Genomic DNA, 13938 nt, shown 5'->3' on the forward strand with positions numbered 1-13938 from the left:
AATCATTATAACCAAATCTTAGTTCTTTTTAATAGGGATGGATAAAAAATCCCCTAAAACAAAAGCGATACACAATAATAATTTATCTTAAGAAGGCGTGATGTGATTTGTAATTCTGTCTAAAACTAACTGGAATCTGACCTATATCATACAAATATAGGTCATAACAATTATAAAATAATCAGTAATCTAATGAGTTTGCAACGGCTTAAAGTGCTTTTTCTAAACCTTGTTTAGCAATAGTAATCACATTTTTTAGATCGACACCTTGAGCTTTAGCAGCAAAAATACAGCCACAATAACATTGACGATAAACATCATATTCTTTGCAAAGTTCAATAGACCGTTTATAACCATTGTTCTTTTTAAAATCAGAAGGAAGATAATTAACAGAAAAGATCTCTTGGATCTCAAATCCTAATTCATTAATTTTTTGACTGTTCTTTTTAGGGCTGAGCGTCAATGCACTTGCAAAATAGTCAAATCCTAACTCTTGCGCTTTAATTGCCGCCAAATCTAAACGCATTTTATAACAAATATGGCAACGCTCACCGCCTTCGGGGGCATCGCGCAAATGACCAACTTGCTTAATAAACTCTGCTGGCTGATAAGGTGCTTCTAAAAATTGTACGTTATTTCCGGTCTTTTGATTAAAATCAGCAATAAATTTTTGTTGCACCACACTTCGATACTCATATTCAACGCGTGGATGAATATTAGAATTCGCAAAATAGATAGTAATATCGGCATATTGTGCTAAATACTCCAATACATAAGTACTACAAGGTGCACAACAGCTGTGAATCAATAATTTAGGACGAACCGCACCCGACTGCCAATCGGCAATGACTTCTTTTAAAACGGAATCATAATTAACTTTATTATGTGGGTTTAATTTATCAAGAATTGTTTTCGCATTAATTAACATGAGGGCTCATTTATTTATTATTTTGATGATAGTAGTCATTATTGGTCGCTATAATATAGCGTTATAGATTTACGTCAAGATAAACGCGCCAATTTTTATACTGAAACACATATATTTCCTTAAACTTTTCGGCAAGTTTATTACCTAAAGTGAGTTCAATATTTGTTAACTATTTTCGCATAGTGCTAATAGATCTTCATAAGTTAACTTATGCTTATTGCTGTTACACCAGCTTGCCGCTTGCTTTGCCATTGCAGCTTTGAGTGACCGACTTAATTTAAATGGACGAATGACCTTTTTTGAAAAATTAAAAAGAAACACATATTGTTGTGATTGGCTAGGATAGATGCCTAGACAATAAAAAAACGCAATCTCTTTACCTTGGTTATTCATACATAAAATTAGCTGATCTACGCTAAAATCCGTTTCATATTTTTTTTCAACCAGTAAGCAATCGCGATTCATATCAAATTTTATAGTTGGATGCTCTCTGGCGACGACTTCTTCAGCCACTTGTTCATCCTCATCGCTTAAATAAGAATCCCAAACCAAAAGTCCTAATTCAATCATAGGATTTATTGCTAAATAATTGGCTAAAGTTGGAATAGATGCTTTTGTAATACGTTGATGTAGGGTTTTATAATTCTGTAAATATCGATCAAATTTTTGATCACTAGATTTTATCACTTCTGGTAATTGTTTGAGTTGTTCGATATCAGCTAAATAATCTGCATACAGATTTTTGTTTTGTATCATTACACATGTGTCACGATTGAGGCCGATACCTATGTTAGTAAAATTTGCACTACCAATAATCACCTTTTCTGTCTCTACTTCAGACTGAATCAAATAGAGTTTCCAATGGACACTTTGGTTATAGCGAAAATCGACATAAAAACTGAATTTATCACAATCTTGCGCTTTTTGCTGGCAAAACTTAATAAAATCTGGCGAGTTAAAAGCATTAATGGTGCTGATAATCAGTTCCAACTTAATACTATTATCTTCTAGTAATTGTTCTACTATCATTTCGGTATGACTGGCAAAAGCAGAAACAATGCTGATTTTTTTATTGCCCTTTTTCAATAACGCATTCTCTAAATCATCATTATGAAGAATTTTCATACTTTTCCTTATCTTTTTTTCGACTTAACACGCTTTACCCTAAAACTAGCAAGACTACCACACTTTAACTGGCAATGAGCTAGAAATAAATCGGTAACTATTATCAGTAATAGTAAACACTGATTAACAGCTACCCTCTGTGTTATTACCTCACCAGTCATCAAAATAGCATAAAAGATGAAAAAAATAACATATTTAAACTCTAGCGTTCTTAATCCAAACTTGTATTTAATTCTTTTTAGCATCAACAAATATATTAAAGGTTAGTTTTATAATATGTTATTTTTTAAAACACACATTCATTTTTGTTCAATAAAGGAGTTATAATTATCACAATAATTTTCAGTTATAAGATTTAGGCTTCCAATTGAATGTTCAACTCATTAACAGTTTAAAAAATCTGCAATTATATAAAAAAAGACATTCAAATAGTGTGCTACTATGGCGTGAAATTTATCCATTAGCTATGCCAATCTTTATAGAAAATCTTTCAGTGATATTGATGGGTATTTTTAGTACCTTTTTAGTTAGCTGGATAGGTAAAGCGCAAATGGCGGCTGTCGGTTTAGCTGAAAGCTTTAATATGATTATCATGTCATTTTTTATGGCAGTAGCATTAGGAACCTCTGTAGTCGTTGCGTTTAGCTTAGGTCGTCATAATCGTAAAAAAGCGGTTTTTGCTGCCAGACAATCCATTACCCTATTAGTATTAGTATCCGTACTATTATTTGGATTTGTCGAATTCTCGGGCTATTGGATTGTTGATATCATTGCTGGAAAAGCCGATCCCGAAGTTAAAAATTTAACCTTAACATTTCTACGATTAACAGTATTAGGCTACCCTGCATTAGCGTTTATTTTGGTGGGATGTGGTGCATTAAGAGGCGCAGGCAATACCAAACTGCCCATGTACCTAAACATCATTATGAATATTTTAAATATCTCGATTAGTTATGTACTTATCTATGGAATTGGCAGTTGGCAAGGTTTTGGCTTTATTGGTGCAGGTATTGGTTTAACAACATCGCGTTATTGTGGCATGTTTTTTATCTTATTAGTCTTGACGATAAAACCTAGTCGTGCGCTTTTTATTCCATTGAGAAGTTACTTTCATTCATTTAATGCTAGAATTTTGGTTGATATTCTTAGCATCGGTATTCCAGCTAGTGTTGAATCAGTGATGTTTAATGTTGGCAAATTACTGACGCAAACGTTTGTTGCCGGTATGGGCACGTCAACGATTGCAGCAAATTTTATCGCTTTTTCCATTGCAGGACTGCTTAATTTACCGGGTGGAACTTTAGGTGCAACCTCAACCATTATAGTTGGAAAACGCCTTGGTATGGGGCAAATCTACCAACCAACCAGACAACTAAAATTTATTTTTCAATTTACCAATATATTGCTCTGTTTGATTGCATTTGTGACAATGCCCTTTGCTGGCCTACTCAGTTCACTTTATACCAATGATCCTGAAGTTATCGAAATATCAAAACATTTACTGTGGTTAAATGCTCTATTTACACCATTTTGGGCTTCGTCTTTTGTGTTACCTTATGGGTTTAAAGGTGCCAAGGATGCCAGTTATACTATGTGGGTGGCAATCGGTAGTATGTGGATGTGCCGAATTGTCGTTGGTTATCTATTTGGTGTTTATCTTGGCTTTGGTGTAATTGGCGTGTGGTTTGGAATGTTTCTTGATTGGATCATTAGAAGTATATTCTTCTACTACCGCTTAGTCAGTGGTAAATGGCTATGGCGACATCAAGAACACAATTAACTATAAGTTTTCTCATTGAGCTATTTTAATTGTTCATGATAACGAGTGGTTTAATTAGGATTTAACCATCGACTATACAATTATTAGCTAAAGGTGTTTAAATTTTATTATCAAAAATTTATTATTTACCACTAGTAAAAACCAATTTGAAGGTAGCATAAGTTATCGTTTTAAATAAATCACTATTTAATTAAATAACTTTTTTCATCAAGCGTATTGTTACTATATTAGTATCATCATGTTAATAACAATCTAAATCTAATATCGTTTTGGACTTTGCGTGAGTAACAAGTTGATCAGGACTCCACCAAATTTATATACTCAAATTATAAAAATCCAACAAAATATCATTAGTAACGCAGCACAATGAATACCCCTATTTTTTGTGAATAATATCCGAAGTATGGTATGGCAGACATCGATTAACGTTGAGTTATCATATCAATATCAAATTGTGTTTATATCTTGGTATCATTTCGACTATCTGTACATTACCAAGAGTTTCAAAATTAACAACACCATAAAACTCTAAAAAAATTCTAGTATTTCATTACCAATCAAATGTTGATATTAAAATCTTGCTACTGTTAGTGAAATAAATTGAATAAAACTTTTTTAAGTAATAAAAAATAAATTAATTACCGACTGTATTTATTGGCTTGTAAATAAGCATGTCGAAAACAACTATTTTATACACGGCAATGAAACAACTGAAAACATATTGTCTGGCATAAGCAAGAAATGGGCAAAAATTTTTGGTTGTTTGTTAATTTGAAAGTAATTTACCTAAACCATTGAATTGGTTAACTTTAAATCACAAGGCATCGTTACAGCTAAACTTTTCTACATTAATATAATGCCCCAAAATTGTAATAGCATAAATTTATAATAATTAACTTTTGTAATAACTCATTTTCAAGGATTGATAGCGTTAAAAAAGTGCGATTATTCCTTTGATTACCAAATTGTTTATTAGATGACTTTCCATAGATTTACTTTTTATCATTGGTTAGATAATTAAATATCACAATAAAATTTGTGATATTTATCACATTAACCATATATCGTAATTTCAGTACGCAAAATCATAATATTGTTTTGATAATGAATTTTATACACTCAATCCATCGTTGTTTATTTTCAATAATTCGAAATAGAAACAAATATGCTTAAAAACTGTTTAGAAAACAGTGTGTTTATATAATTATAAGGAGATGATGATGGATAATAAAAGATTATCAGTCATGGAAAAAATAGGCTTTGGAATGGGTGATGCAGCATGTGGAATTGTTTATTCATCAGTCACCATGTTTTTGACCTACTTTTATACCGATATTTATGGACTATCAGCTGCCGCAGTCGGAATCATGTTTTTAGCAACACGAATTTTTGATGCCATTATCGATCCTATTACCGGTATGGTAGCCGATAGAACTAAAACTCGCTGGGGAAGATTTCGACCTTGGTTGATTTGGTTTGCCATTCCCTATGCTGTGCTTGCAGTCATGACCTATACTACACCTGATTTTGGTTACTCTGGTAAACTCTTATATGCCTACATTACTTATGCGTTGTTGATGCTATGCTATACCTTTATTAACATCCCTTATTGTGCACTAGGAGGGGTCATTACGCGTGATGAAAAAGATCGTCTTTCTGCACAATCATTTCGTTTTACCATCTCATCAGCAGCTGGATTAATGGTGTCAATCGGTACTCTATTTTTGGTGGATTGGTTTGGTAAAGAGAATAAACAACTCGGCTTTCAAATGACAATGGCAGTAATGGGCATTATTGCTATTGCGATGTTAGTGTTTTGTTTTGCAACCACTAAAGAACGCGTAACACCCATTGAAGATAAAAATGTCAGCATAAAAAAAGATTTAAAATGTCTGCTAGCTAATGATCAGTGGTGCATTGTTGCTATTATTACGTTTTTTTCTAGCATGGCTGGGGTGATGCGTAGCTCAGCAACACTCTATTATGCAACTTATTTAATGATGGGCGGTATTAGCTCGGCAGCGGGAACAGCGATGAAATCTGCTTTTGTGTCAACCTCAGTAATTGGCACTATTTTAGGTGCAATGGCTGCTGGATATTTTGCTAAACGTTTTACCGCGATTCAATTATTTAAAAATATTAATTTAATTTTGTTTGCCATTGGCGTCATTATGTTTTTTATTCCACCAGTTTGGTTAGCTGTGGTGTTTCCTCTTTATTTTTTAATCGGCTTTTTCCATTCAATGTATCAACCCTTCAAATGGAATATGATGGCGAATGCAGCCGATTATGGTGAATGGAAATTTGGTCGACGCGCTACAGGCTTGTCATTTTCTGGAAACTTATTTGCACTTAAATTGGGTATGGCAATAGCGGGCGCATTGGTTGGTATTTGCTTAGGCTTATTGGGTTATCAAGCTGGTGTGGATGTGCAAACGCCACTTGCAACGATGGGCATTATTGGGCTGTTAACTATAGGACCTGCGTTTTCATATTTGTTACTTTGGTGGCTTATGCGTTTTTATAAATTAGATGACAAAATGATGGAAAAAATTCAACAAGATTTACTTGCCAGACAAAAAAATATTGAAAACAATAACTAGGATAAAAGTTACGTTAATAACGTAATGTAAAAGGTAATTATATGCGTTTTGATTATTATAACAATCCCATTATCTGTGCTGATTATTCAGATCCAGATATTGTCAGAGTCAAAGACGATTTTTTCATGGTTTCATCTAGCTTCAATCATATGCCAGCACTGCCGATTTTGCATTCTAAAGATTTAGTGAATTGGCAAATTATAAATCATGTATTTTCGTCTCTTGATTTACCGGGTTATGATTGTGTGCAACCTGGGAAAGGCGTTTGGGCGCCATCTATTCGATATCATGACCAAAAATTTTGGGTATTTTTTAGTACGCCCGATGAAGGGATATTTATGTGTAATACGCATAACCCATGGGGGCAATGGAGTAAACCACATTGCGTAAAACCCGCATTAGGTTGGATAGATCCTTGTCCATTTTGGGATGATGATGGTCAAGCCTGGTTAGTTCATGCTTTTGCACAAAGCCGTTCTGGCATCAAGCATAAATTACAGCTGTTTCGTATGAGTAATGATGGCACGGCTTTAATTGACGATGGAAGAATTATTTATGATGGCACAGCCGACTTACCAACACTTGAGGGTCCAAAACTCTATAAAAGAAACGGTTGGTACTATATTTTTGCGCCAGCTGGCGGCGTTGAAACCGGTTGGCAAACCGTATTACGTAGCCAACTCTTAGAGGGGCCTTGGACTGCTCGTAATGTCTTATTTCAAGGTAATACCACTATTAACGGTCCCCATCAAGGCGGCTGGGTTGAACTTGATAATAATCAATGCTGGTTTGTACACTTTCAGGATGCCAATTTATATGGACGAATCGTACATCTACAACCAATGCACTGGGGTGATGATGATTGGCCAAGAATCGGAACCGCCATCGATGATAACTGCGGTCAACCTGTTGTGTCATATCCAAAACCATTAACCACTTGTAATTCAGATGATTATACCATGCAAACGAGCGATGACTTCAAGCAAGGCAAGATCGGTTTACAGTGGCAATGGCAAGCCAATCCTCAAAAAAATTGGCTTGCAGAACAGAGCGATGGCTTAACGTTAAATTGTTACCCACTACCAATACATAACAAACAGCAAACACTCTATTTTGCTCCTAATTTGTTATTACAAAAATTTTCGTCATGGCAATTTACTGCTGAAACTGCATTAGAGCTCAATACAAACAATTCGGGTGATTTTGCAGGTTTGATCATTTATGGCGAACGTTATGCGGCCCTAACCCTTTGTTATAAAAATCATCACTATTTTTTATGTTATCGATATGGTTGGATGAAAGATGCTGGGATAGTTGATGAAAATAAAGAAATAATTACTGAACTGGATTCACCGAATTGCCAATTAAAAGTTGAGGTCGGATTAAACGGTATTTGCCAATTTTATTATCAAGATACCAATAAAGTGTGGCAAAAGATCAGCCGTGATTTTGCGGCAGGCAAAGGCAAATGGGTTGGCGCGAAAGTGGGTATTTTTGCTGCCAGCGAAGCAAAACAAGCAATAAGTGGTAAAGGTAAATTCAAGTATTTTGAAATTATTGCCAAATAGATCACAATACAAGGTAATATCAAAAGTAAATATACTATTTTTGATATTACCTATTTATGTCAAATTAGACCACTGTTAAACAACGATATAGCTAGATGAACTTATAGCTTTATGATACAAAAAATTGTAATTGAGTTATAAAATTTATTACAGCTAAATAAGCATAAATGGCTAATATTTCTTAATTTAAATTCTGAGCCTATTATCAACATCACGATTTATAGCGATCATTATTACTACTGTTTAAATAGCAAGCAATAACAATGCGTTAAGTACCACTTATTTATAAATTGACCACTGATTAGTGTAATAGTAACCAGTGGCCAATGCATATTCTTATCATTAAATTTTAGTCATAAATGATTGGTAAATTAAATGCTAGTTTTAGTAATTAGTATATTAGTTTACAGCTTATCCAATAACTGTGCCTTTTTCGCGTTAAATTCCTCTTGAGTCAAGATACCTTCATCAACCAGTTGTTTGAGCTGTTTTAATTGGTTAATAATTTGTTCGTTATTAGCCGTCGCTGCGGTATTTGTGGCATTATTTTTATTTAAATCAAACGATTTTGCTAAATCTAAACCTGCACCAAGTTGTAACCCTGCACCAGCCAGTCCCCCTTCATTTTGAGCTGCATCGCGTAATGCTTTGAGTTTTTCATGTTCGACATAATCTAAACCGACCTCTTTGGCAGCTAATGCATCCGTTCTTGAATTAGCTATTTTACTAATGCGCTCCAAAGTCTCTTCACTAAATGTGGCGGACTCAATTTGAAAATCCTCTAACAAAAGACCTAATTTGCCAAAGATAGATTGCAAACTCTGTTTAATTTGGTCCGATAATTTAACTAATTGTGAATCAATATTTTGATAAGAATAACTTTCTGTTGCTAATTGTGAGGTGATAGTTGGAATGATACGCGAAATCATTAATTGACTCAGATCGTTTGCGGTATAAACTGATTTACTGCCTACTACTTCGGTAAAAAAATGCTGAGCTTGTTCAATTTTAATTGCATAGGTTCCATAAGCACCAAGTTCAATTGGAAATTGATATACACTATCAATATATTTTATCGGCGTTGATGTGCCCCATTTTTGATTAACCAAACTTGCTAAACGGAAAAAATACACATGCATTTTGTGTTCGCTTTCCAAGCTTTGCAGTATTTTAACTAAGTTAGTAATGAAAGGATGATTGGATGTAGAAAGTTCATAAATACCCGATTTAGTCATCACATCGATCACTTCACCCTTATAAACTAAAATGCAGCCTTGTCCTGGATTGATAATTAATTTACTGGCATTTTTTACTTCATTAGTTGGCGTTGGAAACTCATAAAATAAAACATTTTGCTCTTGGTTTTTCCACTCTATTACTGTTTTTAGTTGTCTTTTAAAAAAGTTGCCTAATCCCATATCATATTCCTTATACTAGTCATACTTATTATTTTTCATTTACTAAAGTTAGTTTTTTAATGATAGTACCATCAGAAGCTATTTGCGCATACTTATCGCAACTCTGTTTAATGATAAATCCATCATTAAAAGGCATGATCTCTTTTATGGTGATATCATCACTTGATAATGTCCAAATCACTTTACCGTTATTAATATCCAATCGTTGATAATTATAATTTGAATCGGGACTTGCACTAGTTCTGGTTTTTATAATTAATGTATTATCATCAAAATAGATAATTTCAGGATTAAAATAAAGTCTATCCGGAGTAAGGTTTTGATGAGAAACCAGTTGATATTTTGGATTATCGTAATAAGGAAGACTGTAATTATAGGCGTTTGCCGCATCAGTAAACTTGCCTGAACCATCAGTATTTTGATCACCAACTTTAGCTGATGTAAAAGTGTAATGGCTTTTACCATCAGGACTAATAAAAGTAAATTTAATTAACTTAAAATCCTCACCATAATTATTGGCAAAGCTAAAAGCAGTGTGTTTACTGGTATCATCTGCACTCCGCTCAAAATCTTTAATTGTCATATAAAAATCATTATTATCAACAAAAGCTTTATCCTGCAAAGGGAAATAATAGATCTTTTGCCCATCATCAGTCAGTATATGTAAAACATGGCCGACGGCGCCTTGTGCGGTCGTGATATTGACTGAGGCGATGCCTTTATTAAATTGAGGATAATTTTGCAATAACGAAGATGTCACATCAGTTAGGGTAAAATTCTTTTTATCAAGTAAAAAAACAGTGCGTTTGCTTGCAACTAGATAGGTTTTATCTTTAGTAAAGTCATATGAAGTCCAATTAACTTTACCAAACTTATCAAATTTCACATTAGCAATTGGGCTTTCTTGCACAATTTTTTCGGAAAGCAAATCATACACAGTAAAATAATACTTTTGTTCATAGGGTAAACCATTGGAACGATTAATGATTCCCATCACAAAAGGTTTATTATCGACTAAAACTAATGAGCAAAAATTATAATTAACACGCAATGTACCACTACTTTGCGCAATTTGCGGATTGGCCGACACTGATTTAGTGGTTGTAGTCTGATTTTGTTGTATTTGCGTAGTTGCGACTGGGGCATCATAAGAAGGCTTCGATTTAAAAAACATATTGAGCAAACCAACACAAACGCAACCAACCACGATACAGCCTAGAATAACAATTATTTTTGATTTAAATTCACCAAAATACTCATTATCTAAATTAGTTTGTTTATTATCATAAGTGACATTAACATTAATATCATCACTATCTAAAAAATATTCAGTATGACAATTTTCACAACGATAATGATCGGGTTTAATTTCAGTTTTTTGTATGCTACCACAATTTGGGCACTTGATTATTTTGATTTGCTTTGCCATTCCTATTTACTCTTATCATTATTTAATTTTGGATAAATATCGGCTATTTTATCGATTAAATAAGGGAGTGTCACTTGAAATATAGGTTTAAATTTAACGCTAACTTGCCTAATTCATCAGCAAATTTGTAAAACAGATCAAATGAAGTTGCTGCAATAACGATGACTTTTATTTTAATAACAAAGTGACAAAATTAATCACAAAATCAAGTAACGTTATTCAAAACATCGATAAATAGTGGCTCGATTCAGATCAAGTAAATCAATTAATAATTATTCTGTTAGTATAGTGGAGAATTTTAAGTGTAAAAATGAATGATAACAAATAATACACTACCAATTTTGAAAGGAATGATGCCCTAATATTTACAAATAATTGTTTATTATCAAAATATGAATGAATAAAGCGAGATAATTTATAGGATTAAGCAAAAAGAAAGCTTATCTGCTTAATTATAGTAAAGGAAGGATAAGATGAATGGAAAACATTGGTAGTGTGTGTTTAATTTATTCGGGCTTAGTTGGAAACGAAATATTCGTATCAGATACATTAATGCGAGTTAATAATATACGATATTTTTTCCATTGTTTTAGCTGTTCCTCTTCATTAGATTCTTGCATATCTAAATCGACAATATCTTGAAGCAACGCTATTTTTTCGTTGGCTTGATTTATTAATGAATTTTTCATAACTTGATTTTGTTCAATGGTAGCGTTATTTTCGGCCACTTTATCTTTTACCCATTTTTTTCCGTTCCATTTACAAAATTCGAATGGCTCAAGTAACGTAAATCCTGCTTTAAGTTCTCCAAGGTAGTCAATTTTAATAGCTTCCTTTGTTTCAATATTAAAGGCTGTTTTTTCGCGGTTATCTTTGACTAAAACCCATTTACCATCTTGCTCACACGGACAAAACCCATCTTTAAATTCAGGAGCAATCCGTAACGCATTGTCAGGTGGCATTGTGTCGTCGTTAGCCTCTAATTGATGTGTGTACGGTTTAAGTTCAGCTGTATTATCATAATAATAATTAATCATATCAAACTCCAAGGTAAATTACAGGTGTCATACCAATATTAAGTGGGCGATTTTCATTTGCTGTTGGTACAACTCGTGATGCATTGAAATTATATCCGTATGTCTTGGCTTGCATACTTGCAAATGCACCACCATTTTCTGGATTCACTGCATCCACCCCAGAAAATACACCTTGTGCGTATTTATAATGATTAGTTACAACACCAGTGTCGAAATGTCCCCAAATTTCTCTGATAGCATCATCTTCAACACTACCTACTTGTCGGGTAGCTCCATCAACGGCTCGCTCAAAAAAACCACGCCCATCGGCTGAAAATGCCGTTGGCACATTAATATATTGTTGTCCATTTATAGTTTTAATCGTAATACGATGGTCGTTTTTATAATTAATGGATAAACCATTTAAAACCTGCCCTTGCGGTGAACTTAATAAGTAATTATCGCCATTTCGGAAATACCAACCAAATGGTAATTCATCACGTCGAAACGGCATTAAACGTTGGTCACCAATAGCATCTTTGAATACTACATGGCTACCTACCATATAAGTAGGTGTATTATTAACAACTGTTTTAACTGCTGGAATAGCTCCCACAATATCGGCAGAAGCATTCGCCGTTGTTATTGCTTCATACCAATTTTGCTTACCATCATCTTTTGAATCTGTGCGATAATAAATGCGAGGGGTCTTGTTATTAACTACAGCTAATTGTTCGACTTTCCAATGCTCGCTGTTACTAGGATACGCAAGCAATGTTGCCGAATCATCCCTCCCGTTAAGTGGCAAATTAGGAAAATTGGATGACCTACATTGATAAAACCCTCCCACCAAGCGTTCATCAAAATTATTGACAGCAGCACCCGTTTGACCGCCGATACCATAATCGCCTGCTTTTAATGCGGATTTGCCGTTAATAGTAACATCATCAATATTATCAAATTTCCACGCATTACCATCTTTAGCATATCTAAGCTTTGTAAACCAATTCTTTTTTTCTGCATCATAAAAAAGAAATGAGAAATTGTCTCCAATTGGGCGAATTACTGTAACATTATCAGGATTTTCATAATTGAATTTGATACCGCACGCTTTGTATTTAAGGGTAAGTTGACCTGTAACTGTATCTCCGTTTTTTTTCACAAATGTCGATGTATCTACTGTTGAAGCCCAGCTTTTCGCATCATCTGCTGATTTAGCCGCTGCATTCGCTGATGTTTTAGCATTAGTTTCGGATGTTTTAATTGAATTAGCGCTATCGCTAGCGTTTTTAGCTGATACGCTCGCTGCTGTTGCTGATTTATTAGCTGAATCAGCACTTGTTTTGGCTGCATTAGCGCTATCTGTTGCTGATGTACTTGCCTTTTGAGCGTTACTTGCATTTTTTGCTGACTCACTAACATAAACTTTACTTTCTTCAATAAGCTTAATAAGTTCTTGTTGAATAGAGTATTGCGAAATTATTGTAACAACGCTTCCATCAGGTGCTGTCAATGTAACTTTACCATCACCTGTTAATATTGTCTGCCAAGCATTAAGTTGTGTTTGATAATAATTTAACATTTCAGAGATGCGTAATGCTAAACTTTCAATTGAAACCGTTGGTGATGTAGGGATTTGATATATACCCCCTGTTTTACTTTCACCACGATAATCATCTGCCAACATTAATTGCGTATCAGATTGTACGGATGCTATTTCATAGATTTCAATTTGATTTGATGATTGTAGCAATAACATTCTACCAGCAGAAATACCCAACAACGGATTAGCCCATTTAGTGCCAATCCCTGTCACGATGTTACTGCCTTTTGTTACATTGATCGTACCTGTTTTGTACCAAGACATAGTATTCCTCGAATTTTAGACATAAAAAAACGCTACGAGAGCGTTTATATTTTCCGGTTTTAATTTATAATTTAAATAATTTTTTTGAGTTATCCCTTTTTATTTGTATTTGAGCTCCTCACATATAATTAATATATGGGTGGAAAAATTATCGAGTATCTAACGTATAGTTCCATCAACGTTCAAACTCAAATCATAGTGATT

Annotated in this window: 9 protein-coding genes; 3 read left to right on the plus strand and 6 right to left on the minus strand. The window is 33.9% G+C overall.

Features of this window, described 5'->3' with window-relative positions:
• Window positions 1-208: 208 nt before the first annotated feature.
• Together J3U63_RS06645 and J3U63_RS06650 are read right to left on the minus strand one after the other, a co-directional pair.
• Window positions 209-928, minus strand: a complete 720-nt coding sequence (locus tag J3U63_RS06645; protein WP_065634654.1) for an epoxyqueuosine reductase QueH — start codon at window positions 926-928, stop codon at window positions 209-211.
• A gap of 165 nt (window positions 929-1093) precedes the next feature.
• Complete coding sequence (locus J3U63_RS06650) at window positions 1094-2053, minus strand: phospholipase D-like domain-containing protein (RefSeq protein ID WP_267371036.1); 960 nt, start codon at window positions 2051-2053, stop codon at window positions 1094-1096.
• 367 nt (window positions 2054-2420) lie between these two features.
• On the opposite strand from J3U63_RS06650, the gene J3U63_RS06655 reads away from it, so the two are divergent.
• The 3 genes from J3U63_RS06655 (at window position 2421) to J3U63_RS06665 (ending at window position 8004) form a co-directional block, all read left to right on the plus strand.
• On the plus strand, window positions 2421-3833 hold the full coding sequence (locus J3U63_RS06655; RefSeq protein ID WP_267371037.1) for an EmmdR/YeeO family multidrug/toxin efflux MATE transporter: 1413 nt from the start codon (window positions 2421-2423) through the stop codon (window positions 3831-3833).
• Between the two features lie 1217 nt (window positions 3834-5050).
• A complete protein-coding gene (locus J3U63_RS06660) occupies window positions 5051-6436 on the plus strand; it encodes a glycoside-pentoside-hexuronide (GPH):cation symporter (RefSeq protein ID WP_416379665.1) in 1386 nt (461 codons plus the stop codon).
• A gap of 41 nt (window positions 6437-6477) precedes the next feature.
• Complete coding sequence (locus J3U63_RS06665; protein WP_267371038.1) at window positions 6478-8004, plus strand: glycoside hydrolase 43 family protein; 1527 nt, start codon at window positions 6478-6480, stop codon at window positions 8002-8004.
• Between the two features lie 404 nt (window positions 8005-8408).
• Here the strand turns inward: J3U63_RS06665 and J3U63_RS06670 are convergent, their stop codons facing one another.
• The 4 genes from J3U63_RS06670 to J3U63_RS06685 all read right to left on the minus strand — a co-directional run bounded on the left by J3U63_RS06670 (window position 8409) and on the right by J3U63_RS06685 (window position 13734).
• Window positions 8409-9422, minus strand: coding sequence for an SPFH domain-containing protein (locus J3U63_RS06670; RefSeq protein WP_267371040.1), 1014 nt, complete (start codon window positions 9420-9422; stop codon window positions 8409-8411).
• 28 nt (window positions 9423-9450) lie between these two features.
• Window positions 9451-10851 carry a hypothetical protein gene (locus J3U63_RS06675; protein WP_267371042.1) on the minus strand — a complete coding sequence of 467 codons (1401 nt, stop codon included), beginning with the start codon at window positions 10849-10851 and terminating at the stop codon, window positions 9451-9453.
• A gap of 506 nt (window positions 10852-11357) precedes the next feature.
• Window positions 11358-11888, minus strand: a complete 531-nt coding sequence (locus tag J3U63_RS06680; protein WP_267371043.1) for a tail fiber assembly protein — start codon at window positions 11886-11888, stop codon at window positions 11358-11360.
• Window position 11889: 1 nt separating this feature from the next.
• Window positions 11890-13734, minus strand: coding sequence for a hypothetical protein (locus J3U63_RS06685; RefSeq protein ID WP_267371045.1), 1845 nt, complete (start codon window positions 13732-13734; stop codon window positions 11890-11892).
• Window positions 13735-13938: the final 204 nt, after the last annotated feature.

Source organism: Gilliamella sp. B2838 (assembly GCF_026536185.1).
Classification (GTDB): domain Bacteria; phylum Pseudomonadota; class Gammaproteobacteria; order Enterobacterales; family Orbaceae; genus Gilliamella.